Annotated in this window: 25 protein-coding genes and 1 riboswitch; of the genes, 14 read left to right on the top strand and 11 right to left on the bottom strand. The window is 52.5% G+C overall.

Features of this window, described 5'->3' with window-relative positions:
* Positions 1–55 precede the first annotated feature (55 nt).
* Positions 56–142, top strand: a riboswitch (cyclic di-GMP riboswitch).
* A gap of 32 nt (positions 143–174) precedes the next feature.
* Complete coding sequence (locus EVJ33_RS08410; protein ID WP_131436231.1) at positions 175–1,032, top strand: glycoside hydrolase family 191 protein; 858 nt, start codon at positions 175–177, stop codon at positions 1,030–1,032.
* A gap of 205 nt (positions 1,033–1,237) precedes the next feature.
* Here the strand turns inward: EVJ33_RS08410 and EVJ33_RS08415 are convergent, their stop codons facing one another.
* Positions 1,238–1,624 (bottom strand): hypothetical protein, encoded by a 387-nt coding sequence (locus tag EVJ33_RS08415; protein WP_131436233.1) that lies wholly within the window; start codon positions 1,622–1,624, stop codon positions 1,238–1,240.
* Positions 1,625–1,705: 81 nt separating this feature from the next.
* Positions 1,706–2,554 (bottom strand): MurR/RpiR family transcriptional regulator, encoded by an 849-nt coding sequence (locus tag EVJ33_RS08420; RefSeq protein WP_131436235.1) that lies wholly within the window; start codon positions 2,552–2,554, stop codon positions 1,706–1,708.
* Between the two features lie 207 nt (positions 2,555–2,761).
* Between EVJ33_RS08420 and EVJ33_RS08425 the strand changes: the two genes are divergently transcribed.
* The 6 genes from EVJ33_RS08425 to EVJ33_RS08450 all read left to right on the top strand — a co-directional run bounded on the left by EVJ33_RS08425 (position 2,762) and on the right by EVJ33_RS08450 (position 9,974).
* Positions 2,762–5,194 (top strand): bifunctional diguanylate cyclase/phosphodiesterase, encoded by a 2,433-nt coding sequence (locus tag EVJ33_RS08425; protein WP_269088562.1) that lies wholly within the window; start codon positions 2,762–2,764, stop codon positions 5,192–5,194.
* Positions 5,195–5,331: 137 nt separating this feature from the next.
* On the top strand, positions 5,332–6,213 hold the full coding sequence (gene gnd, locus EVJ33_RS08430; RefSeq protein ID WP_131436237.1) for a phosphogluconate dehydrogenase (NAD(+)-dependent, decarboxylating): 882 nt from the start codon (positions 5,332–5,334) through the stop codon (positions 6,211–6,213).
* Positions 6,214–6,295: 82 nt separating this feature from the next.
* The gene (locus tag EVJ33_RS08435) at positions 6,296–7,639 is read left to right on the top strand and encodes a GntT/GntP/DsdX family permease (protein WP_131436239.1); all 1,344 of its coding nucleotides are present in this window, start codon (positions 6,296–6,298) and stop codon (positions 7,637–7,639) included.
* Positions 7,640–7,650: 11 nt separating this feature from the next.
* Positions 7,651–9,156 carry a gluconokinase gene (gene gntK / locus EVJ33_RS08440; protein ID WP_201739682.1) on the top strand — a complete coding sequence of 502 codons (1,506 nt, stop codon included), beginning with the start codon at positions 7,651–7,653 and terminating at the stop codon, positions 9,154–9,156.
* 223 nt (positions 9,157–9,379) lie between these two features.
* Positions 9,380–9,661, top strand: coding sequence for a hypothetical protein (locus tag EVJ33_RS08445; RefSeq protein ID WP_131436243.1), 282 nt, complete (start codon positions 9,380–9,382; stop codon positions 9,659–9,661).
* A gap of 55 nt (positions 9,662–9,716) precedes the next feature.
* Positions 9,717–9,974, top strand: a complete 258-nt coding sequence (locus EVJ33_RS08450) for a hypothetical protein (protein WP_131436245.1) — start codon at positions 9,717–9,719, stop codon at positions 9,972–9,974.
* Between the two features lie 58 nt (positions 9,975–10,032).
* Here the strand turns inward: EVJ33_RS08450 and EVJ33_RS08455 are convergent, their stop codons facing one another.
* On the bottom strand, positions 10,033–10,554 hold the full coding sequence (locus EVJ33_RS08455) for a dihydrofolate reductase family protein (protein WP_131436247.1): 522 nt from the start codon (positions 10,552–10,554) through the stop codon (positions 10,033–10,035).
* A gap of 75 nt (positions 10,555–10,629) precedes the next feature.
* On the opposite strand from EVJ33_RS08455, the gene EVJ33_RS08460 reads away from it, so the two are divergent.
* Positions 10,630–11,520 (top strand): helix-turn-helix transcriptional regulator, encoded by an 891-nt coding sequence (locus EVJ33_RS08460; protein ID WP_236634575.1) that lies wholly within the window; start codon positions 10,630–10,632, stop codon positions 11,518–11,520.
* Between the two features lie 34 nt (positions 11,521–11,554).
* Here EVJ33_RS08460 and EVJ33_RS08465 read toward each other — a convergent pair whose 3' ends face one another.
* Entirely contained in the window at positions 11,555–11,821 is a 267-nt protein-coding gene (locus tag EVJ33_RS08465) for a Txe/YoeB family addiction module toxin (RefSeq protein ID WP_131436251.1), read from the bottom strand.
* Positions 11,814–12,068, bottom strand: coding sequence for a type II toxin-antitoxin system Phd/YefM family antitoxin (locus EVJ33_RS08470; protein ID WP_131436253.1), 255 nt, complete (start codon positions 12,066–12,068; stop codon positions 11,814–11,816). The genes EVJ33_RS08465 and EVJ33_RS08470 overlap by 8 nt, the downstream gene beginning before the upstream one ends.
* A gap of 205 nt (positions 12,069–12,273) precedes the next feature.
* On the opposite strand from EVJ33_RS08470, the gene EVJ33_RS08475 reads away from it, so the two are divergent.
* The gene (locus tag EVJ33_RS08475; protein WP_131436255.1) at positions 12,274–12,546 is read left to right on the top strand and encodes a hypothetical protein; all 273 of its coding nucleotides are present in this window, start codon (positions 12,274–12,276) and stop codon (positions 12,544–12,546) included.
* 49 nt (positions 12,547–12,595) lie between these two features.
* On the opposite strand, the gene EVJ33_RS08480 is transcribed toward EVJ33_RS08475, so the two are convergent.
* Entirely contained in the window at positions 12,596–14,149 is a 1,554-nt protein-coding gene (locus EVJ33_RS08480; RefSeq protein WP_131436257.1) for a PTS transporter subunit EIIC, read from the bottom strand.
* Between the two features lie 71 nt (positions 14,150–14,220).
* Positions 14,221–15,570, bottom strand: coding sequence for a 6-phospho-alpha-glucosidase (locus tag EVJ33_RS08485; RefSeq protein WP_131436259.1), 1,350 nt, complete (start codon positions 15,568–15,570; stop codon positions 14,221–14,223).
* A 146-nt stretch (positions 15,571–15,716) separates the two neighbouring features.
* Here EVJ33_RS08485 and EVJ33_RS08490 point away from each other — a divergent pair, with 146 nt between their 5' ends.
* On the top strand, positions 15,717–16,436 hold the full coding sequence (locus EVJ33_RS08490; RefSeq protein WP_131436261.1) for a GntR family transcriptional regulator: 720 nt from the start codon (positions 15,717–15,719) through the stop codon (positions 16,434–16,436).
* A gap of 38 nt (positions 16,437–16,474) precedes the next feature.
* Here EVJ33_RS08490 and EVJ33_RS08495 read toward each other — a convergent pair whose 3' ends face one another.
* On the bottom strand, positions 16,475–16,882 hold the full coding sequence (locus EVJ33_RS08495; protein WP_131436262.1) for an Lrp/AsnC family transcriptional regulator: 408 nt from the start codon (positions 16,880–16,882) through the stop codon (positions 16,475–16,477).
* 118 nt (positions 16,883–17,000) lie between these two features.
* Here EVJ33_RS08495 and EVJ33_RS08500 point away from each other — a divergent pair, with 118 nt between their 5' ends.
* The 4 genes from EVJ33_RS08500 (at position 17,001) to EVJ33_RS08515 (ending at position 20,236) form a co-directional block, all read left to right on the top strand.
* A complete protein-coding gene (locus tag EVJ33_RS08500) occupies positions 17,001–17,762 on the top strand; it encodes an MBL fold metallo-hydrolase (protein WP_131436263.1) in 762 nt (253 codons plus the stop codon).
* Positions 17,763–17,883: 121 nt separating this feature from the next.
* A complete protein-coding gene (locus EVJ33_RS08505; protein ID WP_201739689.1) occupies positions 17,884–18,345 on the top strand; it encodes a GNAT family N-acetyltransferase in 462 nt (153 codons plus the stop codon).
* A gap of 136 nt (positions 18,346–18,481) precedes the next feature.
* Complete coding sequence (locus EVJ33_RS08510; protein WP_131436265.1) at positions 18,482–19,198, top strand: polysaccharide deacetylase family protein; 717 nt, start codon at positions 18,482–18,484, stop codon at positions 19,196–19,198.
* A 99-nt stretch (positions 19,199–19,297) separates the two neighbouring features.
* Positions 19,298–20,236 carry a M23 family metallopeptidase gene (locus tag EVJ33_RS08515; protein ID WP_161566918.1) on the top strand — a complete coding sequence of 313 codons (939 nt, stop codon included), beginning with the start codon at positions 19,298–19,300 and terminating at the stop codon, positions 20,234–20,236.
* Between the two features lie 41 nt (positions 20,237–20,277).
* On the opposite strand, the gene EVJ33_RS08520 is transcribed toward EVJ33_RS08515, so the two are convergent.
* From EVJ33_RS08520 to EVJ33_RS08530, 3 genes are all read right to left on the bottom strand, one after another.
* Complete coding sequence (locus EVJ33_RS08520) at positions 20,278–20,676, bottom strand: cytidine deaminase (RefSeq protein WP_021066236.1); 399 nt, start codon at positions 20,674–20,676, stop codon at positions 20,278–20,280.
* 165 nt (positions 20,677–20,841) lie between these two features.
* Complete coding sequence (locus tag EVJ33_RS08525) at positions 20,842–21,873, bottom strand: FecCD family ABC transporter permease (protein ID WP_131436269.1); 1,032 nt, start codon at positions 21,871–21,873, stop codon at positions 20,842–20,844.
* Complete coding sequence (locus EVJ33_RS08530) at positions 21,870–22,883, bottom strand: FecCD family ABC transporter permease (RefSeq protein ID WP_483297305.1); 1,014 nt, start codon at positions 22,881–22,883, stop codon at positions 21,870–21,872. The genes EVJ33_RS08525 and EVJ33_RS08530 overlap by 4 nt, the downstream gene beginning before the upstream one ends.
* Between the last annotated feature and the right edge of the window lie 2 nt (positions 22,884–22,885).

Raw genomic sequence — 22,885 nt, forward strand, 5'->3', positions numbered from 1 at the left:
CTTTACATGGTATTTTATAGATAGGACATTGAATTGATTGTTCGACAATACAACATATCGAGACGGGCAAACTTACTGAAAAGTAAGGGCGCAAAGACATGGGTCGTCGATCTTTTTAGATACCGATCGCCAGTCTGCACTTACCGCTCTCTGATTACAATCAGGAGGGTTTTTATGCGTATGATGTCAACAAGAAAATGGGTGTCACTCTGCTGTGCGCTCGTCCTCGGGCTAACTTTATGGTCGCCTCAACAAGCTTCTGCCCAATCGAGCAATCCACTGGCGAACGTCAAGTCGTATAAAATTTATTACGACATGCCGACCAAGGCTAAGATTAAGAAGATGCAACAATATGACATGGTCATTATCGAACCTGTTTATTATACGGCGACTCAAATCAAAGAGTTACAGAAGTATGGGACAAAGGTGTATGGGTATATCAACACGATGGAAGCCGACAACTGGAACGTCAATTTCATCAAGCAGATGAAGAAGTCTGACTTCTTTTATCGCAACGGAAAACGTGTCCATTACGCGACATGGGATTCTTATTTGGTCGACATGACCTCGACCCACTACCGTTCGCTGTTACGACGTGAAGTGAACAAGCAAATTGTGGCGAAAGGTTTGGATGGTGCTTTTTTGGACACCGTCGGAAATATTGACAATGAGCATTCGGCGCACCCTGCCACGTTAAAAGCACAACGTAACGGCATGCGGACGTTCATGAAATCAATCAAAGCGCATCATCCTTCCCTTTCATTGATTCAAAACTGGGGCTTCGCCACACTACAAACGCACACATCGCCGTATGTCGATGGCATCATGTGGGAGGGGTTTAACTACCGTGTCGTGTCGAAGGACCAATGGTCAAAAGACCGGATGAAAGAACTTCGCAAGCTCGACAAGACATTCGGGATTAAAACATTAACCGTTTCGTCTACACAACGATCCACGAGTGCCTCCTATGCGAAAAAGAACGGATTCATTCATTTCCATACGAATCCGACATCAAATTACAATCAATTTTAAACGGTATTTATCTGATTGTATTACAAATATGGAAAATTATACAACGTGAAATCTTTATACAACAATCCCACGAGGATACCTTCTTCATCGGCATCCTCGTGGGATTTTTTACTGTTCATCTCTTTCGCACGTTAGATTAATTTTCGACGTGCTAAGTTTTATTTTTTACATGAAAAAACCTGTCCATGGTCAGGACAGGGTACGATTAGTCATTCGGGATTGACACCCCGTCAAACAACTCATTTCGGCATAGTGTTATCGCCTGCATCGCAAGCTTATAGTCATCTTCAGGAAGAGAAATCAGCTCGGTCGGCAGGACCCATTCTTTATGGTTGTACAAGTGAATGATGAGCTTGGCGAGAACAAATTCTCGATTGTCGAACGTATTGTCATCAATGATGGTCGAGGTACGGATTGTACCAGCCTCAAGATTCATATAAGGAAGCAATCGCTCACGAATTTGTGGATTCCCTGATATCACATACAGCGCGGCAAAATATTCTCGGTCCGTCTGACCGGGGTCCTTGAGCCGTTGTGCCAATCGCTTGAACTCGTTGTAGTGGTCAGAGGACTTAAAATCAATATGGTTCATCGGTCCACCTTCTCTCTCTAAACCTCGCGTTACGCTCAGACTTATAATTTCCACCTTTTTGCAAAATGTAATCCTATTTCGTCAGATTCGGCGTAGCGAGATGGCTTCCCGCATCTTTTGGAGTGATTCTCTCCCGTCTTCCCCACGCCGCATCATGACGACGGTGAACAAGGCGTCGATCAGACTGAGCTCGGCGATTCGCGAGGCGAGCGCCTCAGACCGGAACTCGGTCTCTTGCGACACCGTATAGAGGGCGACTTCACACAGCTTCGACAGCGGTGACTTCGCATAATTTGTGATCGCAATCGTCGGGACGCCGCGCTCGTTCAACACTTTCGCCACGTCGAGCGTATCTTTCGAGGCACCCGAGTGCGAGATGAGGACGGCGACGTCGGCGTTCGTCAGTTGGGACGCCGACATGAGCTGCATGTGCGACTCCAAGTTCGCGGTGACGAACAGACCGCTCCGGACGAACTTATGGTACGCGTCGAGCGCGATGACGGCCGAGCCCCCGCTCCCGAAAAACTCGATGCGACGAGCCGACAACAGCAGCGCGACCGATTTATCGAGCGAGGCCGCGTCCAAAATTTGCCGGGTCGCCTCGAGTGTCTTCACGTTCGAAGTAAAAATTTTCTCGGCGATCTCATGCGGTGTGTCCTCGTTCGAGATGTCCTCATGGATGTCTTGGAGCGGCGCGACCACGTCGGTTGCGAGCGCGATTTTCAGCGCCTGATAACCTTTGAAGCCGACGCGCTGACAGAAGCGGAACACGGTCGACTCGGCGACGTCGAGGTCGTCGGCGACTTGGTTGATCGTATGATGGATGATGCGTTCGGGCTGTTTCAAGATATAGTCAGCGATGCGTTGCTCTTTCTTGCTCAGTGTCGTGTAGGCGCCACGGATGCGGGCCAGGCCGTTCATCGATTCCATGTGTCTCACCCTTTTTCTTTTTACGATACCGTTTCGAAAAAAATTCCGCAATCAAAGACCGGACGTTTCATTCGAGAATGTGCCAAATTATTGACCCTCCGTGGAAAACATTCCCTTCATGTCAAGATAAATATGCTACGCTAGGAAAGCTCATTTTTGAGAAACTGTCAGATTTCGTCTATTTATCCCGACTTTATAGAGAAAGGGTTGGTCCCCATCGAACACCATCTTCACAGTACGTACAGTCTCCCGCTCGTCCTCCTCTCCATCGCCGTCGCGGTCTTCTCCGCCTACGTCTCCCTTACGATCAGCAGTCGTCTGAGATATGCCGCGCGTGTCTCACGGATCCGTTGTGTTCTAGCCGGCGCACTCAGTCTCGGGCTCGGCATTTGGGCGATGCATTTCATCGGGATGCTGGCGTTTCATATGGAGACCCCCGTCACTTATCATATTGGCATCGTCATCGCCTCAATCGTTCCGGCCGTCATCGCATCCGGATTTGCATTCTACATGGTCAGCCGTCCATCGTCCCGTCCGCGCAATCTCGTCATCAGTGCCCTCTTCATCAGCATCGGGATCGTCTCGATGCACTACGTCGGCATGGAAGCGATGCAGATGAACGCGGTGCTCTCGTATGACCCGTTCTTGTGGGTGTTATCAGCACTCGTCGCCTTCATCGCCTCGCTCGTCGGATTATATTTATTGTTCTCACTTCCGGACGTGTCGCGCTTCCACTGGCGAAAACTGGTCAGCTCGCTCTTGATCGGTCTTGCCGTGGCGGGGATGCACTATATCGGCATGTCAGCCGCCGTGTTCACCCCAGTCGCGAACGTTTCTGAGTTCACCGGACAATCGATGGACAATACGCTCCTCGCCTATTGGATCGCCGGCAGCGTCATGACGCTCTTTTGGCTCATCATCATCTCGATTCGAAATGAGAAGTTGCTCGAGGCCCAGTCAAAAGAATCCGAAACGAAATTTCAGTCCGTCATCGAGTCGGCGAACGATGCCATCATCGTCGCGGACGCCGAGCGTCGCATCGTTCAATGGAACAAAGGTGCGGAGCGACTGTTCGGTCACCTCGCTACAGATGTGCTCGGACATTCGATCACCCTCATCATGCCGGAACGGTTTCAAGAAGCACATGAACGCGGAATGAAACGGTATCACGAGACACGCGAGGCGAACGTCATCGGTCGCACCGTCGAACTCGTCGGGTTACGGAAGGACGGGACCGAGTTCCCGCTCGAGATGTCACTCGGCACATGGGAGACGGAGAAAGGGTTGTTCTTCAGCAGCATCATCCGAGATATCAGTGAACGCAAGCGAGTCGAAGCACAAATCAACGACCTCGTCTATTTGGATCCGCTCACCGGTCTCCCGAACCGTCGTTTGTTCAGTGACCGTCTCGACGCCCTTCTCGGTCAGACACACCGAAACACGTTCGCGTTGTTTTATATCGATTTGGACAACTTCAAAGTGATCAATGACCGGTTCGGCCACTCCGTCGGAGACCAGTTTTTAAAACAAGTGACCACTCGTATCGAATCGATTCTCGGAAAACACGACACGCTCGCCCGCCTCGGCGGTGACGAGTTCATCATCCTGTCCCCCGAGACGACGAGTAACCTGGGCGCCCATCGTGCACAGGAACTCGTCAACGTCTTACACCCGCCGTTCGAGCTTGAACACGAAGAGTTGTTCACGGGCGCGTCCATCGGCATCAGCTTGCACCCATCAGACGGGGAGACGGCAGAAGAGTTAATCAAAAATGCCGACATCGCCATGTATCGGGCCAAGGCAGATGGAAAAAATGGTTACCAGTTCTTCACAGACGAATTAAACGAATCGGTGTCACGACGTTCGAACTTGTCGATCGCGCTCCGGAAAGGAATCGGCCGTGGCGAGTTTTCGGTCCATTACCAACCACAGATCCATTTGGAATCGGGAGAAATCATCGGCGTCGAGGCGCTCGTCCGCTGGAATCATCCGGAACTCGGCATCATCTCTCCGGGTGAATTCATTCCGATCGCAGAAGAGACCGGCACGATCCATCGTCTCGGTGAGTTCGTCTTGAACGAGGCTTGTCGTCAAAACAAAGCTTGGCAAGACGCCGGCATCTCACCGTTTCGTGTCGCCGTCAACATTTCAGCCGTCCAGTTCGCGCAAAAAGACTTGCCCGAGGTCGTCAGCCGTGCCCTCGACGCGTCTCGGCTTGACGCGAAGTATTTAGAGCTCGAATTGACCGAGAGCGTCATCCAAAGTGCGGACCGGGCCATCGAGACGATGCACGAACTTGTCGCCCTCGGCGTCCACCTGTCGATTGACGACTTCGGGACCGGGTACTCGTCGCTCAGCTATTTGAAGCTGTTCCCGATTGACACGCTGAAAATCGACCAGCACTTCACGAAGAACATCGAGACCGACACGAAAGATGCCGCCCTCGTCAAGACGATCATTCGGATGGCCCATGAACTGGATTTGAATGTGATTGCCGAAGGCGTCGAGACCGAACATCAAGTCGCCTTTTTGAAAGCCGAATCCTGTAACCAGGCGCAAGGCTATTATTACAACCGACCGCTGCCGGCAGACGAAATCGAATCGTTCTTCCATCAAGTCAAATCAGTGTCTCATCCCTAAATATCGTTCGACTCCCAGGTTTCGGGAGTCTTTTTTTATGAAAAAAAGAATAAAATTCCGCGATTTCACTTGAAAATCGAATTTAATTTGATATTATGATGGAGAGATGGAAAAAAATTCGATTTTGAGGTGACGATATGCAAATCGGTTTGATTGGATTAGGCAAGATGGGATACAACTTGGCGCTCAACTTGAGCGACCATGGCCACACCGTCGTCGGGACAGACGTCGGGGACGTCAAAACGGACGCGTTCGAGATCGTGCCGACACTTGAAGACGTCGTTGCTAAGCTCGAGACGCCACGCGTCGTCTGGGCGATGGTACCAGCCGGGGACATTACCGAGGCCGTCCTCGCGGAACTCCTTGAGAAACTCGAACCGGGTGACATCGTCATCGACGGCGGGAACTCGAACTACAAACTGTCGGTCGCTCGCGCCGAACAGTTCGCCGAGAAGCAGATCGCTTTCTTCGACTGCGGGACGAGCGGTGGCACGGAAGGTGCCCGTAACGGGGCCTGCACGATGGTCGGCGGTGACGCTGACGCTTGGCCGACGATTGAACCAATCTTCAAAGATCTCTCGGTCGAGAACGGCTACTTGTATACGGGACCGGCCGGCAGCGGCCACTTCTTGAAGATGATTCATAACGGCATCGAGTACGGCATGATGCAGGCGATCGCCGAAGGGTTCGACATCTTGGAGAAGAGCCCGTTCGATTACGATTACGAACAGGTCGCCCGCGTCTGGAACCATGGATCGGTCGTCCGCTCATGGCTCATGGAGTTGACGGAGAACGCGTTCTCGAAAGACGCGAAACTCGATGACATCCGCGGTGTCATGCATTCCTCAGGGGAAGGAAAATGGACGGTCGAGACGGCACTCGAGCTACAGGCGGCGGCTCCGGTCATCGCCATGTCGCTCATGATGCGCTATCGCTCGCTCGAGGACGACACGTTCTCGGGGAAAGTCGTCGCGGCGCTCCGCAACGAGTTCGGGGGCCACGCGGTCGTGAAAAAATAACGGCAAGGAAAAGGTCAGGGGTGGCCTTTTCCTTTGGTAATATTTGTAAACGGTTACACATAAGGTAAAGGGGGAAATACATATGTCGGGTTCGACACTCATTTTAATCGCGGTCGCAGGGATTTTCTTGCTCTTATTCTTGGTCATGCGGACGAAGCTTCACGCGTTCGTCTCGTTACTCCTCGTCAGTCTGCTCGTCGGGATCGCGGCCGGGATGCCACTCGGGGACGTCATCGCCTCGATCCAGAACGGGATGGGCGGAACGCTCGGCTTCGTCGCCGTCGTCGTCGGTCTCGGGGCCATGTTTGGAAAGATGTTAGAGGTGTCGGGTGGCGCGGAACGCCTCGCCCAGACGCTCGTCAATAAGTTCGGGGAAGACAAAGCGCAATGGGCGCTCGCCATCACCGGCTTCATCGTCGCCGTACCGGTCTTCTTCGACGTCGGTTTCATCATTCTCGTCCCGATCGTCTACGGTCTCGCCAAAAAGACGGGGCGCTCGCTCCTCTACTACGGGATTCCGCTCCTCGCGGGTCTCGCCGTCACGCACAGTTTCATCCCGCCGACACCAGGGCCAATCGCCGTCGCCAACTTGATCGGTGCCGAGCTCGGCTGGGTCATCTTGTTCGGGGTCATCGCCGGGATTCCCGCCGCGATTTTGGCCGGACCAGTTTTCGGGAAGTATATCGCGAACAAGATTCAAGTGAACATCCCGGACTATATGGAGTTCGAAGAGATCGACACGTCGAAAGAACTACCGAGCTTCAAGATGATCGTCTCGCTCATCTCGATCCCGCTCGTGTTGATTCTCGCGAACACATTGTCTGCCGTCTTATTAGAGGAAGGCAACAGCATCCGCACGTTCTTCACGTTCATGGGGCACCCGTTCGTCGCCTTGACGCTCGCCACACTGCTCACGTTCATCTTCCTCGGCACACGCCGTGGCTATACGCGTGACGAAGTCCAAGAAATTGCGACGAAAGCGCTCGAACCGGCCGGGATCATCATTCTCGTCACCGGTGCCGGTGGCGTCTTCAAACAAGTGTTGATCGACTCAGGTGTCGGTGACGTACTCGGGGAAATGATGGCCGGGTCACCGCTTCCAGCCATCGTGCTCGCCTTCTTGATCGCGACCGTCGTCCGTGTCGCCCAAGGCTCGGCGACCGTCTCGATGGTCACGGCGGCAGGACTCATCACGCCGCTTCTCGAAATCCAGAATATCACCGGTGCCGCGCTTGGCCTTATCGTCATCGCAATCGCCTCAGGGGCGACCGTCTTGTCTCACGTCAACGACTCGGGCTTCTGGCTCGTCAACCGCTACTTCGGTTTGGATGTGAAAGACACGCTCAAGTCGTGGACCATCATGGAAACGATTATCGGATTGACCGGCTTCGCGGTCGTCTTCTTGATTAGCTTGTTCATTATTTAAGTTAGGAAGTGATGTGTGTGTACACGATTGGTGTCGATATCGGGACGACGAGTACGAAAGCCGTCCTGTTCCATAACCAGCAACAACTCGCGGTACATAACGTGTTGTACCCGCTCCTCACCCCGGACACGGAGACGGCCGAGCAAGACCCGGTCGTCATCTACGGGGCCGTGCTCGAGGCAATCTCGGCCGTCCGCGCGAAAGTCGACGGGCCGATTCGGTTCGCTTCATTCAGCTCGGCGATGCATAGCCTGATCGCGCTCGATGCGTCAGGTCGTCCGCTCACCCACAGCATCACGTGGGCCGACAGCCGGGCCAACCCGTATACGCAAGAAATCAAACGCGAGTTCGACGCGAGCGCGCTCCATATGCGCACTGGCACGCCGGTCCATCCGATGGCACCGCTGTCGAAACTGCGTTGGCTGAAGGCCGAACACCGTGATGTATTCGACCAGGCGGCCAAGTTCGTCTCGATCAAAGAGTACGTCTTCTATCGCCTGACGGGTCGTTTCGTCATCGACCACTCGATCGCCTCGGCGACAGGGCTGTTCAATTTGAAGGAATGTGACTGGGATGCGGAAGCGCTCGCCGTCGCCGGGGTCACGCCCAAGCAACTATCCGAACTCGTGCCGACGACAGCGATTCTGACACTCAAACCAGACGTCACCGAGACGCTCGGTTGGGACTTCCCACTTGTCATCGGGGCGAGTGACGGGGTGTTGTCGAACCTCGGTGTCGGGGCGTTCGAACAAGGTGTCGTCGCCGTCACGATCGGTACGAGTGGCGCCATCCGCACGGTCGTCCGGGAACCGGTCGAGGATCCGAAAGGCCGCATCTTCTGTTACGCCTTGACCGACAAGCATTGGGTCATCGGCGGACCGGTCAATAACGGCGGCATCATCTTGCGCTGGCTCCGCGACGAGTTCGCAGCGAGCGAGGTCGAGACGGCGAAACGGCTCGGAATGGACGCCTATGACGTATTAACGCGTATCGCCGAGACGGTCAAACCGGGCTCAGACGGACTCCTGTTCCACCCATACTTGATGGGGGAGCGGGCCCCGCTCTGGGACTCGAACGCACGCGGTTCGTTCTTCGGCTTGAGCATTCACCATAAGCGCGAGCACTTCATCCGCTCGGTATTAGAAGGTGTCATCTTCAACTTGTATACGGTCATGCTGGCGCTCGACGAGTTGACGGGCGCGCCGAACCGGATTCACGCGACAGGCGGTTTCGCCCAGTCGAGCCTGTGGCGCCAAATGATGGCCGATATTTTCGATACGCCGGTCGTCGTGCCGGAGAGCCATGAGAGCTCGTGTTTAGGGGCGGTCATGCTCGGCGAGTATGCGTTCGGCGACGTGGATGATTTCACGGCTGTGCCGCAAGTGACGCATGAACATGTACCTGACGCGGAGGCGACGACCATCTACCGGGAGTTGCTGCCGATCTATATCCGACTCTCCCGTCATCTCGCGGAAGAGTATGAAGCGATTGCCGCGTTTCAGCGGAAGCATGTATGAAAAAAGCCGAGTCCTTTAAGGGCTCGGTTTTTTGATGGATTCAGTTGGAGGTGCTAGAGTCTATTCATCGTCAGCGTACAATCATGCAAATGAATAACTAGATTGTTAAAGGATATTTTATTACATATATGGAAAATATATAGTGGTTTGAAGTTGTCAACGTCAACGTTTACCTGAGAAGCGCTTATTTTCATTGTTATTAAAGAGAGGAGGGCGTAATCAGATGGCCATTGCAATCGGATATATCATTGCAGGTATAGGTGCATTTGTGGCTTATTGGTTTAGTACGGGTGAATCGATAAAAACAAAACTTAAAGTATGGGGCATCGCTCTGATGCTTCCCATTTCACCCGCTTTAGCATTTTCAGTCGGACTCTCCTATGCAATCAGTGTCGAAAATGCTTGGGCCGGATTAATCATGTGGCTTATCTTCCCCATTATTTTCTTAATCGGACTGACCCTGCTGTTAGTTGGCATTTTCAAAAAAGAAAAGGAAGTCGTTTGAGGGATGCAACCAAAGTATCTTACAAGACATAGATCAAATTGAAGGGGGAAAGAAATTGAATAAAGTGTTTTTAATTATAATGAACATTATAACGGGATTGGTTGTTACCGCTCTCACTATTTTGGCTCTTGGAATAAGTGGCATGGCAGAAGGGCCTCAACCTGCGTCTAGCTACTATTGGTTGCTGCTATTCGGGGTATGGTTTATTGGTTTAGTCATGCAGTTTAAAAAATCAATTAGAGTCATCGGCTTAGTCATCACCTTTCTTCCCATCCTCTACTTTATATCCCTTTTTTTATTTGAATTCTTATAACTTTTGGTCCGTCACCATAACGTGGAGTTAGTCGAACGTTACGGTAATGGACCATTTTTTATGCCTTCTCGTACGTCACCATGACGAACTGTCCGGACGCCCGTTGACCCGTCAGTTTCAACTTCGTCTCTTTCGTGCCTTCCGGGAACAGCGGGATGCCTGCCCCTAATACGACCGGCGCGATGGCGATCTCATAGCGGTCGATCAAGTCGTGCGCCATCGCCGCCTTGATGACCTCGCCTCCCCCGACAATCCAAATGTCCCCGTCGATGTCTTGCTTCAACCGTTCGACAAGCTGCTCGATTGGCTCATCGGTGAACGTGACGTGCTCGGCCTCCCGGTCCGGGCTCCGCGTCAAAATATAGTTCGGAATCTTGTAGTACGGGTAACCGTCCGGCTCAAGCACGAGCACTTCCTCGTACGTCCTCCGTCCCATGATGACCGCACCGACCGTCTTAAAGAAGTCAGCGTAACCGTTGTCCCCTTCCCCTTCAATCGCGAACAACCAATCGAGTTGGTCGTTCGTACGGGCAATCTTTCCATCCAAACTCGTCGCGATATATAAGACGACGTTTGCCATAATGAACTCCTCCTTGATTCGTGATACATTCAGCTTAATCGATAAAAACGACAAAACTTGACGGGAATGGATGAAATGAAAAAACGACATTTGCAGTTGATTCGACTATTGAATCGGGGTCGACGGTTCACCGCGGACGAACTCGCCCATGAGACGGGTGCCTCGGTCCGGACGATTCAACGCGACATGCTGACACTTGAAGAACTCGGCTATCCGATTTGGAGTGTACCCGGCACGGGCGGTGGCTATGAGATGTTGCCGAACCGCTTGTTACCGCCGCTCCAGCTCCGCGAACAAGAAGCGGTCGCGCTCTATCTTACCCTCAAATGGATGGAACAGATACCGGACGTACCGTTCGGCGATATGCGCGATACGCTGTCCGACTGGTACGTGAACGAATTGCCGCACGACCTTGAGACAAAAATCGCTCGGCTTGAAAAGAACATCCTTTGGCTCGGGAATAAGACCGTCCCGCCTGCCCCGTTCACGAAAGAAATCTTTCAAGCAGTCGAACAACGGCGCAACATCGAGATGACATATGCGACGACGAAAGGCAGCCGCACGTTCACCGTTGCGCCGGTCGGGATGGCACTCCTCAATTTAAAATGGTATGTGTATGGCCTCTCGGATTACGGGCTGCGCCAATATCGCATCGATCGGATTGAAGCGATGCGCATGCTCGATGAGACGTTCGAAGCGGACGATTTGGAGACGCTTCTCGAGGCAAGTGACGAACGAATCGGTGTGACTGTTCGTCTCGAGATCACCACGCTCGGTCGACGTCTACTTGAAGACGTATTACCCGATATCGCTGAAAAGAATGAGTGGATTGTGCCGGAGGCCGAGCTTCCGTTCTTGTCTCGGCAATTGCTCGCAGCTGGGGCGGAAGTCGAGGTTGTTGAGCCACTTGAATTGCGGGAGATGATGCGAACGCAGGCACACAAGTTGTGGGATTTGTATAAATGAAAATGGACTCATACCAACAAAGGCGTGAGTCCATTTATGAGTAGTGGTATCGACATTGTAAAATTTCTACATATTGATTTGTAACTCGATAAACGAGTCTGTGCTCTGAATCAATTCTACGACTATAGAAACCTTGTAGGTTCCCTTTTAATGCTTCTGGTTTACCAACTCCATTCAAATTTCCGTTTCTTCTAACATCCTCGATTAACAAATTGATTCGCTTCAATTTCTTTTTATCTTCTTTTTGCCAATACAAATAATCTTCCCACCCATTATCAGTGAATAATAAAGATTTACTCATTCATTAATTCTCTTTCCGTTGCATCATTATTTTCAATCTGTTTAATGGATTCTAATAGCCGCTCCGCATTTTTCGGGCTTCTTAACAAATAAATGGTTTCCATTAAACTTTCGTATTCTTGTTCTGACATAATGACGGCATTCTCACTATTCTTTCGTGAGATGACAATCGCTTCACTATTTTCGTGAACTTGATCTAATACTTTTTTGAAGTTTTTTCGTGCATCACTATAGGTAATTGTAGACATTATAACCCCTCCTTTCATGTTCTAATTGTACTTTTTTTTGTACAATAAAACAACTTACCAATACTACTCAAATATGAACAAATAAATAAGCTGTTTTCTAATATGTACTCTTAAAATGAATAAAAAGATAATCCCTTTGACTCATATTACGAATGTAATTTAATGGTAAAATCGATGTGAGCTATCATACGAAAGGAGTCTTGTTATGAATTATAAACTATCATTCTCCACGCTATTCGTCTCAATCAGTGTCATCTCGCTATTCGCCATCATGGTGTATCTCAACGTTTCGACGCTAGAGTTGAACGAGACGGTCGGTTCAGGTCTGTTCTATCTAAAAGGCTACTATGAAGAAGGCAATATGATCGTCACCGAGCAAGGCATCGGCGTCATCACGTTGCCGCTCGCGATTGGACTTGTCCTGTCGGCACTGATCAAAGGTGTCCAGTTTTATCGTACCCCGGCCGCTATGAACTAACTTTCTCAACTCGCACAAAGAGCCCAACCGCAACGGTTGAGCTCTTTTTTTAATTCGCTTGATCCATCTCTTTATGCATTTTGAGCAACTCATTCTTGTACAAGTCGGAGCGCCCCCCAAAGATGGCCTGTATATTGTTTTTCACTTTCACGACCCCGGCCGCTCCAAGTGCCTTCAATTCTTCCTCATCGATTTGCGATACGTCTTTCAGTTCGACACGGAGACGTGTGAAACAAGCATCAATGTCGATGATGTTATCACGGCCTCCGAGCGCCTCTTGAATCGCAAGTGCCGTCGTTTGAATCGATGTCTTCCCTGATTTCTTCTCATCGTAGTCTTTGCGGGTGAACAGTTTCGTCTCTTGTCCCCCACGTCCTGGCGTCGCCAAATTCCACTTTTTAATCGCAAATGTGAAGATGCCGTAATAGACGAAGAAGAATCCCGCCCCGACGACGAGGTTCATCCACCAGCGCGGTGTCCCCGGCAACACGTTCACCAATACGTAGTCAATCAGACCCGACCCACCGGCCCAGCCGATCTGGGCGTCGAGGGCATACATGAGTGCGAACGATACCCCAGTCAATACGCTGTGCACGACGTAAAGAAGTGGTGCAATGAATAAGAACGTGAACTCGATCGGTTCTGTGATCCCGGTCAAGAACGCCGTCCCTGCCGCTGCGAGTAAGAGACCACGCACAACGGGACGCTTGTCCGGGTCGGCCTGACGGTACATGGCGAACGCCGCTCCAAGAAGACCGAACATGACAATCGGGAACTTCCCTGCCATGAAGCGTCCGGCCGTCACGTCGACACCTTCTGCGATTTGGGCGAGGAAAATGTATTGGTCCCCGCTCACAATCGAACCGCCGACCGTCGCCGTGCCGCCGAGTGACGTCCATAAGAACGGTGCGTACCAAATGTGATGCAATCCGGTCGGAATCAACAGCCGCTCGAGCATTCCATATAGTCCGACATAAGCCGGATTCGTCGCGTCACTCGCGATGACGTTCGCCATCGCCGTGAGACCGGTCTGAATCGGAGGCCAGATGAGCATCATAAAGAAACCGAGCAAAATCGAGAAAAATACCATGACAATCCCGACCGAACGATCTCCGGCGAAAAAGCCGAGCATCTCTGGCGGATTGAACGTATGGAATTTCTTATATACCCAGACCGCAAGCAACCCGACCGCAATCCCGCCAAGCACACCCGTCTCAAGTGACGGGATACCTAGCAACATGCCGTACTCCCCGCTCTCAGCAGCCATTTCCGGTGTGATCCCAAGGGCAATCGAGATCGTCGTGTTCATGATGACGTAGCCGACGAGTGCGGCGAGTGCCGCAATTCCCGACCCGCCGGACAGACCGACCGCGACGCCAATCGCAAAGATGATTGGCAAGTTGGCGAAGATGCTCAAGCCGATTTGAAGCATTCCGGCACTAATCGCTTCGACCGTCCCGTTCTGCAAAAACGTCCAACTTTCTGCAAGTGGACCTGTTAGCGCCGCGCCGAGACCAAGTAAAATACCGGCCGCCGGCAAGAGCGCGACTGGCACCATGAGCGCCTTCCCGAACTTTTGAAATACCCCGAACCATTGACTCATTTGATTCACTCCTCATGTGTAAGCGTTATCAATTCACAAAACGAACAAAGGGGAATGACTCCCCTTCGTCTTTAGCGTGCGACCGTTTCCCGTTGTTTGAGGGTCGGCCAATAGTTCTCGTTCTCGTTGATCAAATCGTCAAGAATTTGACGGGCGACCGGCGCATCGACGACAGTCCGATTGAGCGTGAGTGCCTGAAGTGCCTTCTCGTAGCTATTCTCGAAATAAGCGTCGACGACGAGTTGTTCGTAAGCGAGCTGTCCTTCAATCATCCCTTTATAGAAGCGCGGAATGTGTCCGACCGCGAACGGCTTTGGTCCACGATTCGTGAGCATCGCCGGCACTTCGACCATCGCATCATCCGGCAAGTTAGCGATGATGCCGTCGTTCTTCACCATGACGATGAAGATGTCGCCATTGTTGTAAGCGAGTGACGCTGCGACGCGAATCATGTAGCAACCGTGGATGTCGACTTCAAGATGCACGTTCTCGAGCGAGTCGTCAGCGATGATTTGATCGCACATCGAGAAGACACGTTGTTGGCGGCCGTTGATGACTTGACGGGCCCGCGTATTCTCCACGTCTTCCTTCTCCGCCATGTCGGACGGATACAAATAATACTGAAGATACGTGTTCGGCAAATATTCCGGGAAGTCGGTGAGCATCTTCTCGACTTGCTTGAACGTCTTGATCCAAGATGGATCGTTTGCGATCTCTGAGTCTTCTGGGATGAACCCGTCCTCTAAGATGGCGCGCTTGATGTCTTCCGTCAATTCGTTGCCTTCTTTGTCATAGATGCCTGTGAACCAACCGAAGTGGTTGAGGCCGAAGTATTCCGGCACGAGATCCCAAATCTCTTTGCCAAGAATCTTCGCGTAGCTCACCATGATTGCGGCAGGCATGTCACAGATATTCAAAATCTTTTTGTCATTCGGGTAGACACGCTTCAACGCCTCGGAGACGATTGCGGCAGGGTTCGTATAATTTAAGATCCAGCCGCCCGGTGAGCCTTGGCGGATGTCTGCGACGAGATCAATCATGTCCCCGATCGACCGCATCCCGTACGACATCCCGCCCGGTCCACACGTCTCTTGTCCAACCACGCCGTGACGGAGCGGAATCTGTTCATCTTTCTCGCGCATCTCCAGGCCGCCCGTTCGAATTTGAACGAAGAAGAAGTCCTTGTCGCGGAAGGCGTATTCCTTGTCCGTCGTATACTCGAACAGCTCGAGCTCTGGGTAATGCTCACGCAAGAGGATTTCAGTCGCTTTGGCGACACGCTCCTGGCGCTCACCATCCGTATCGTAAAACGTGATTGAACGTAGTGGGAAGTGAGCTTTCTCTTCGATCAAGCTCATCATCATACCGATTGTGTACGTGCTGCCGCCACCGACGACGACGAGGCGTTGTCCTTGTTTCATGTGTGCGTTCCCCTTTCGAATACATATCTCATTGATTACAATACAAATTTAATACATATTATTTTAAACGTCAACAACATTTTTGAAAACGTTTTACTTTGTGTATACTAGAAGTATGAATTCAGGTCGAAATCGGAGGATCAGTCATGAAAGCAAAATCACCGCTCTACCAACAAGTCGCCCACAAAATGCGCACGTTTATCGAATCCGGCACGTGGGCGCCCGGTGAGGCAATCCCGACCGAGGCTCAACTCGTTGAAGAGTTCGGCGTCAGTCGAGTGACTGTGCGGCAGGCGGTCAAATTGCTGCAAGAGGAAGGTCTCTTATGGAAACGACAAGGCAGCGGCACATACGTCCAGTCCGAAAAGATTGAACACAACATGTACGAATTAAAAAGCTTCACCGAAGACATGAAACGAGAAGGGAAAGAAGTGACGAACAAAGTACTCACCTTCACGTTGCAGCCACCGAATGAGAAAGTGCGAGAGGCACTCGAACTCGAAGATAGCGAGCTCGTCTTCTACGTGAGGCGCCAACGATTCGCAGACGGCGAACCGCTCATCGTCGAGGACACATACTTGCCACTAAAGCTGTTTCCCGACTTGACGTACGAAGTGATGACGAAATCAAAGTACGCCTATATCGAAGACGTGAAACAATTAAAAATTGCGGACAGCGTCCAAGAGTTCATTCCGGTGCTTCCGACCAAAGATATCGCCGAGATGCTCGGCGTGAGTGAACGAACGCCTGTACTCAAAGTGCAACTCTATTCGTTCCTCATGGATGGCAGTCGCTTCGAGTTCACAGAGACGTATTTCAAGAGTGAAGAATATCGCTTTATCATCCGCGCGGGGCGGAGGCATTAAAAAAGGACTTGTGAATCAAGCGATTCACAAGTCCTTTTTCAGTTGATGACGAGCGACAACTTATAATTGACGTACTTGCTGAGCCCGTCCAAAAAGGCGTTCAGCTCTTGGTTCGACGGGAAGCGGCATTCCAAGACGTAACAGCCGTTCCCGCTCACCTTGTAGTTATTGCGGACGTACGGCCGGTGCTCCTCGAGGAACATGAGATACGGATCGTGGAACGTGCTCGACGTGAAGATGGTGATCATCGCGTGGACCGGCAGCCCGAGCTTGTCCTCGTTTACGCGAACCGTATAGCCTTCGATGATGCCGAGGTCTTCGAGCTTTTTGACGCGCGTCGCCGTCGCCTGTCCCGTTAAGTGGACGTGTGCCCCGAGTTCTTTCATCGTCATCCGACTGTTCGCCTGAAGCGCCTCGAGGATGAGGCGGTCTGTTGAATCGAGCATAGGTGACTCCTTTCATTATTCAAGCCAATCCGTGAAAACACTTGATTCGTGTTATGTATGGAAGCGCGGCTGATTGTTAGACTGTACATACATTATAGCCAAAAGGAGAGACTTTTCTATGCACATACAATTGATCCGTAATGCCACACTGCGTGTCGAATACGCCGGGAAGACGTTCCTCATCGACCCGTTCCTCGGGGAGAAGGGTGCCTATCCGCCGTTCCCGAACTCAGCACGGCAAGATGAGAACAACCCGTTGGTCAGTTTGCCCATTCCAATCAAGGACGTCTTGGCAGGCGTCGACGCCGTCATCTTGACGCATCTGCATCTCGACCACTATGATGAAGTCGCGAAACAAGCACTGCCAAAAGCAATCCCGTTGTTCGTCCAAAACGAGGACGACTTGAACGTCATCGAAGGCGACGGCTTCACGAACGTGAGCGTATTGAGTGATACGACGGCGTTCGCTGACATCAGCCTCACGAAGACATCCGGGGAGCACGGACGTGGACCAATCTTGGAAATGGCCGGTCTCGTGTGCGGGGTCGTCTTCACCCACTCTTCGGAACAGACGCTCTATGTCGCCGGGGACACGGTCTGGTATGACGAAGTCGCTAAGACGATTCAAACGCATCAACCAGAGGTCATCGTCGTCAACGCCGGCGACAACCAATTCGTCGAAGGCGGGTCGCTCGTCATGAACGAAGAGGATGTCCGCCACGTGCATGAGGCTGCACCCGAGGCGACAATCATCGCGGTCCATATGGAAGCGGTCAACCATTGGAACTTGTCGCGTGCCGACTTACGCACCTATGCGGCGGAACATGGCTTCGTCGAGCGACTCATCGTTCCTGAAGACGGAGAAATGATTTCACGATAAGCACCTGAGTCCGGTAGACGACCGGATTTAGTTTTTTTGTCATGTTGATTCACATCCCGTGTAAACTGAAAGTGAACCGTTCAGAAAAATCGTACAGGAGGTAGACACTCTCGTGAAACTGATGACAGCCCGTTGTCGTGTTCGTCCGTTCGAACCATCAGACATCGAATCGTTTATGACGTATCGCAACGACTTGGTCTGGATGCAGTACCAGTCGTTCAAAGGTTTGTCTTATGAAGACTATCAACGCTCCTTGCTGAAGCCCCCATCCATCGTGGACGGGATGCAACTCGCCATCATCCATCAAGAGACGAATGACTTGATCGGCGATTTGTATGTGCAACAAGACGGGACGACGTATTGGATCGGTTATACGATTTCACCCCTCCACTCGCGCCAAGGCTATGCCTTCGAAGTCGTGTCGGAACTGATTGGTCACTTGTCCGACCAAGGGGCCGAGACGATTAAAGCGGGTGCGCTCGCGACGAACGAGGCGTCCATCGCCCTCTTGAAAAAGTTGAATTTCACCTATGTCACGACGGAAGACGATGAACAGATTTATGAACTCCCTGTAACGAACTGAACCGACATCACATCCCTGCCCTGATTTTTAATTTCAGGGGCATTATTCGCTTCATTTCTGAATCGAATCTATGGTACTCTAACCTTCAAACCGATACCACGTCACCTGATTTTTTCCTCGAGGGAGTTTTGTTAGGATGAAGAAACGCGTCATTTTGCTCATGTCCATCTTTTTGTTGATCAGCTCCCTGTCACAGGCAGCGATCCCGAAACCGAAAGCCTATAACGACCGCAGTCTCATCTATTTGACGCTCGATGACGGACCGAACCGGAAGACGGGAGCGTTGCTCGACGTCTTGAAGAAGCATCGGGTGAAGGCGACTTTCTTCATCCTCGGGAAAAATATCGCGGGCAATGAGCACCTCATCCGACGCATCGTCGCCGAAGGCCATCTCATCGCCTTACATGGCATGACACACGTGCGCGAGGAGTTTTATGCGTCGCCGATGACGGCCGTGCGTCAAATGAAGGACGTGCAACGTCTCATTTATGAAGTGACGGGTATCCATACGAATATGGCCCGTACCATCTATGGGAGTGACGCAGGGATGACGCCCGCGCACTGGCAAGCGATGGACGAGGCCGGTTTCGAGATTTGGGATTGGAACGTCGGCAGTCTCGACCATATCTATAAGAAAGACAATGCTCCAATCGAGCAGCGGGTGTTCAACCGGCTCGAGGCGAATTACGAGCTGAATGTCGCCTCCATCATCTTGGCACACGATCACTCGATGACACCGCAAGCGCTCGATACGATTATCCGTTATGCGAAAGAACGCGACTATGAGTTCCGGACGTTAGAAGGGGTGCATCCCGCGTACAACTTTTTCAATCCGTGGGAACCGAATGAATGACACTTGCTGAGTCCATCTGGGCTCAGCTTTTTGTATGCTCGAAACTTTATGTTCTTGACGCCGTATACAATAGGAACAACCAGCAAAGGTGGAACCTATATGCAACTCGACGTCCGAACGTTTCCTAAATCATTTCTCGATGGTCAATTCGATTCGATTTATAGCCAGACGACCGACTCATTCAAACAGCAGACCTCGCTCGACACGTTCTACCGGCTCGCCACCTCATTCAATGAAGGCGTTCGCCGCTATCGTGTGATCAATGACATGAAATTGAACGGTAGCCGGCATCTCGTCTGGATGGATGACCGGAAAGAACGCATGCTTAGCGTGACGTTCAATCAGGACGAACTCATCGAGGAACTACTCATGACACCGCATCAACCCGATTCGAGGGGCGACCGTCGCTTCACGAAACATACATACCACCTCCCGTTCACGGATGACTGGCTCGTCCTATCAGGCGGCACACATCCTGGTGAAAATAGGCACTATCCGGAACGCTCGCAACGATACGCCTACGATTTTATAAAAGTGAACAACAACTGGTCGTATAACAAGTCAAAGTCAGGGAACCACTCGTTTTATGCGTTCGGGGAACGCGTCATCACCCCGTTGGACGGGACGGTTGTCGTGGTTGTCGATGATGTACCGGACGTCCCAGATTCGAACCACCCCTTCGGCAATCACGTCATCCTGGAACACGCTGGCGGGGAGTACAGTCTCCTCGCCCACCTCGAAGCCGGCTCGATTGCTGTCAACGTCGGAGACCGTCTCAAGACGCGCCAATTGATCGGTCGTTGCGGGAACTCGGGGGATTTGTCTGAACCGCACCTTCACTTCCAAGTGATGGACAGTCCTAATTTGGCATCCGCCACCTCGATTCGGATTCGTCTAAAAGGAAGAAAAAAGCCGGTCCGTGGTCACATCGTCAGACCGAAACTGTCCAACTTACCGAATCGCACCGACTTAGCCGCCGACTTTTTATTCGAACTCGCACTCGCCGTTCCGCGACTCTTGTTTAATTTTTGGCGGTAATCAAAAATGCCCCCGCATCGATAGATACGGGAGCATTGCGGTTACATTTCAAGCTCTGTGAACGCGAGCGGGACGAGTTCTTCAAGCGTCACTTCTTTTACGTCGGCGTTGCCGTTCGTGAGCAATACTTTGAAGTCCGGGTCGCCGAACTCGACGAGCACTTGGCGGCAAATGCTGCATGGCGGTAAGAAATCGACCGTGTCACCTGACACCGCGACGGCTTCGAAATCACCTTTTTTATAGCCTTGCGCGACCGCTGTGAAGATGGCCGTACGCTCGGCACAGTTCGTCGCACCGAACGAGACGTTCTCGACGTTGACGCCGTCGATGACCGTTCCGTCCTTCATGAGAAGCGCCGCTCCGACGCGGAAGTTTGAATATGGGGAGTAGGCGTTCTCTTTTACTTGGCGGGCACGCTCGACTAATTGTTGTTGGTTCATGGGATCATGTTCCTCTCTGACTCATAATGAACTGATGCCAGTTCCCGGCCTCTCTTTTTTGGGCAGGATTTTTAGCATACACCTCAAGCGACAGAGAAGTCAATGAAATTTTGTTGACGCTTTCAACAAAAGGAGCCGTGTCCCACCAGACACGGCTCCTTTTGCTTATAACTCCCCTCTCCGGTTCATCCGGATCAAGAGATAAATCAAATACGGCGCCCCGACCATGCCGGTGATGACACCGACCGGGTAGCGGGCCGTGAAGGCGAACTGACCGATGAGATCGGCCGCGAGCACCAAGATGACACCGACGAGTGCCGCCGGAATAATCGTCGAACGCCCGTCCCCGACGAGCCGCTTCGCGATCGGTCCCGCTAGGAACGCGACGAACGCGATCGGGCCCGTCGTCGCCGTCGCAAGCGCCAGCATGAGTACGGACGCGACGAGCAAGAGCACCCGCGTCTGGTTCGTCTTGACGCCGAGCGACGTCGCCGTCATCTCCCCGAGCTCTAAAATCTGGAGCTGCCGGCTGAGCCGGAGGATGATCGGCAGACAGAGCGCGACCGCGATCATGAGCGGTGGTAGCGTCTCCATCTTGACGCCGTTCAGGCTGCCGCTCAACCAACGCATCGCCGTGCCGACATCGTTTTGTCGGCTGATGAGCAGTAGATAGTTGATGACCGCCGTCAGCATCGCTTGAATCCCGATTCCGACCAAGACGAGTCGACCGATCGAGAAGGCGGCGCCTTTTGATAAGAAATAGATGGCGACGACTGTCACGAGTCCTCCAATGATGGAGCCGATCGAGACGACCGTGTTGCTCGCTTGCAAGACGACGATACAGAATACCGCCGCCGCACTCGAACCGGTCGTGATACCGATGACGTTGGGATTGGCGAGCGGGTTACGGAGCATCGTCTGGAACACCGTGCCGGCGATCCCGAACGCGAGTCCGGCGAAGACGCCGGCGAGCATTCGTGGCAGGCGAATCGTGCCGACGGCGAACGACGCACCCGGCACTTGTTCCCCGAACAAGACCCGGACGACGTCTCCGACCGAATAAATCGTATTGCCGAGCATGAGCATCGTCGCGCTCAAGACGAGAGCGAACCCGAACAGGACGAGCGTCACTGCGACCGTACGTTGCCGACGTTTGCGACTGTTCTGAATGATTGGTTGAATCGATTGATGGTTCATAGGCCACGCACCTTCACTTTCATCGTCAACGCAATCAAAATTGGGGCTCCGACGAACGCCGTGACGATTCCGACCTCGAGTTCCCCGGGACTGCCGAGCAGCCGCCCGACCACATCGGCGAACGTCAATAAAATCGCACCCGTCAGTGCCGACATCGGGATGATGTAGCGTTCATCCGCACCGATGATCAAGCGGACGAGGTGTGGCGCCAAGAGACCGATAAAGCCGATCGGTCCAGCCAGTGCCGTCGCCGCCCCGCATAAAATGACGCCGGCGAACGAAGCAATCAATTTCAACGTGCCGATACGGACACCGAGACCCGTGGCAAGTTCTTCCCCGAGCGCCAAGATATTGAGGGACGGTGCCGCCAGGATGGCGATGACGATGCCGCCGATAAAGAACGGCAGGAACGTCATAATCGAGTCCATCGTCCCGGCCCCGACGCTACCGACTTGCCAGAACCGAAACTGGTCCATGACGTTCGAGCGCGGGATCATGATGGCCATGACGAGTGAGGACAACGCCGCACTCGTCGCCGCACCGGCCAAGACGAGCTTGATTGGTGTCGACCCGCCTCGTCCGAGCGAACCGATGCCGAACACGAACGCGGCCGTGAGAAGCGCACCAGCGAGCGCGAACCAAATATAGTCGCTCGCAGTCGAGATGTTGAAGAAGGCGATCCCGACGACGACGAACAGCGCCGCTCCCGTGTTGACCCCGAGAATACTCGGGTCGGCGATCGGGTTACGTGTCACCGACTGCATCAATGCACCCGAGACACCGAGCGCCGCCCCGCACATGAAACTGAACACCGTCCGAACGACCCGCTGCCGGACGATGTCCGCTTCATACGACTGAACAGCCGGACGGAATAAACCGTCAAGCAGTTCATCCCATCCGACTGTCCGTGAGCCGAAAGCAAGCGAAGCGAGCATACAGACGACGAGCAGGACGAGCGACCCTACGAGGAGGAGCTCGAACCGTTTCGGCGTGTGTAACTTCTTCGGCATAT

Source organism: Exiguobacterium sp. SL-10, assembly GCF_004337025.1.
Lineage (GTDB): Bacteria > Bacillota > Bacilli > Exiguobacteriales > Exiguobacteriaceae > Exiguobacterium.

Coding starts and splice junctions, on each gene's coding strand:
- EVJ33_RS08410 (WP_131436231.1), top strand. CDS start 175: ATGCGTATGATGTCAACAAGAAAATGGGTGTCACTCTGCTGTGCGCTC.
- EVJ33_RS08415 (WP_131436233.1), bottom strand. CDS start 1,624: ATGAACCATATTGATTTTAAGTCCTCTGACCACTACAACGAGTTCAAG.
- EVJ33_RS08420 (WP_131436235.1), bottom strand. CDS start 2,554: ATGGAATCGATGAACGGCCTGGCCCGCATCCGTGGCGCCTACACGACA.
- gnd (WP_131436237.1), top strand. CDS start 5,332: ATGCAAATCGGTTTGATTGGATTAGGCAAGATGGGATACAACTTGGCG.
- EVJ33_RS08435 (WP_131436239.1), top strand. CDS start 6,296: ATGTCGGGTTCGACACTCATTTTAATCGCGGTCGCAGGGATTTTCTTG.
- gntK (WP_201739682.1), top strand. CDS start 7,651: ATGTGTGTGTACACGATTGGTGTCGATATCGGGACGACGAGTACGAAA.
- EVJ33_RS08445 (WP_131436243.1), top strand. CDS start 9,380: ATGGCCATTGCAATCGGATATATCATTGCAGGTATAGGTGCATTTGTG.
- EVJ33_RS08455 (WP_131436247.1), bottom strand. CDS start 10,554: ATGGCAAACGTCGTCTTATATATCGCGACGAGTTTGGATGGAAAGATT.
- EVJ33_RS08460 (WP_236634575.1), top strand. CDS start 10,630: ATGAAAAAACGACATTTGCAGTTGATTCGACTATTGAATCGGGGTCGA.
- EVJ33_RS08465 (WP_131436251.1), bottom strand. CDS start 11,821: ATGAGTAAATCTTTATTATTCACTGATAATGGGTGGGAAGATTATTTG.
- EVJ33_RS08470 (WP_131436253.1), bottom strand. CDS start 12,068: ATGTCTACAATTACCTATAGTGATGCACGAAAAAACTTCAAAAAAGTA.
- EVJ33_RS08475 (WP_131436255.1), top strand. CDS start 12,274: ATGAATTATAAACTATCATTCTCCACGCTATTCGTCTCAATCAGTGTC.
- EVJ33_RS08480 (WP_131436257.1), bottom strand. CDS start 14,149: ATGAGTCAATGGTTCGGGGTATTTCAAAAGTTCGGGAAGGCGCTCATG.
- EVJ33_RS08485 (WP_131436259.1), bottom strand. CDS start 15,570: ATGAAACAAGGACAACGCCTCGTCGTCGTCGGTGGCGGCAGCACGTAC.
- EVJ33_RS08490 (WP_131436261.1), top strand. CDS start 15,717: ATGAAAGCAAAATCACCGCTCTACCAACAAGTCGCCCACAAAATGCGC.
- EVJ33_RS08495 (WP_131436262.1), bottom strand. CDS start 16,882: ATGCTCGATTCAACAGACCGCCTCATCCTCGAGGCGCTTCAGGCGAAC.
- EVJ33_RS08500 (WP_131436263.1), top strand. CDS start 17,001: ATGCACATACAATTGATCCGTAATGCCACACTGCGTGTCGAATACGCC.
- EVJ33_RS08505 (WP_201739689.1), top strand. CDS start 17,884: ATGACAGCCCGTTGTCGTGTTCGTCCGTTCGAACCATCAGACATCGAA.
- EVJ33_RS08510 (WP_131436265.1), top strand. CDS start 18,482: ATGAAGAAACGCGTCATTTTGCTCATGTCCATCTTTTTGTTGATCAGC.
- EVJ33_RS08515 (WP_161566918.1), top strand. CDS start 19,298: ATGCAACTCGACGTCCGAACGTTTCCTAAATCATTTCTCGATGGTCAA.
- EVJ33_RS08520 (WP_021066236.1), bottom strand. CDS start 20,676: ATGAACCAACAACAATTAGTCGAGCGTGCCCGCCAAGTAAAAGAGAAC.
- EVJ33_RS08525 (WP_131436269.1), bottom strand. CDS start 21,873: ATGAACCATCAATCGATTCAACCAATCATTCAGAACAGTCGCAAACGT.
- EVJ33_RS08530 (WP_483297305.1), bottom strand. CDS start 22,883: ATGCCGAAGAAGTTACACACGCCGAAACGGTTCGAGCTCCTCCTCGTA.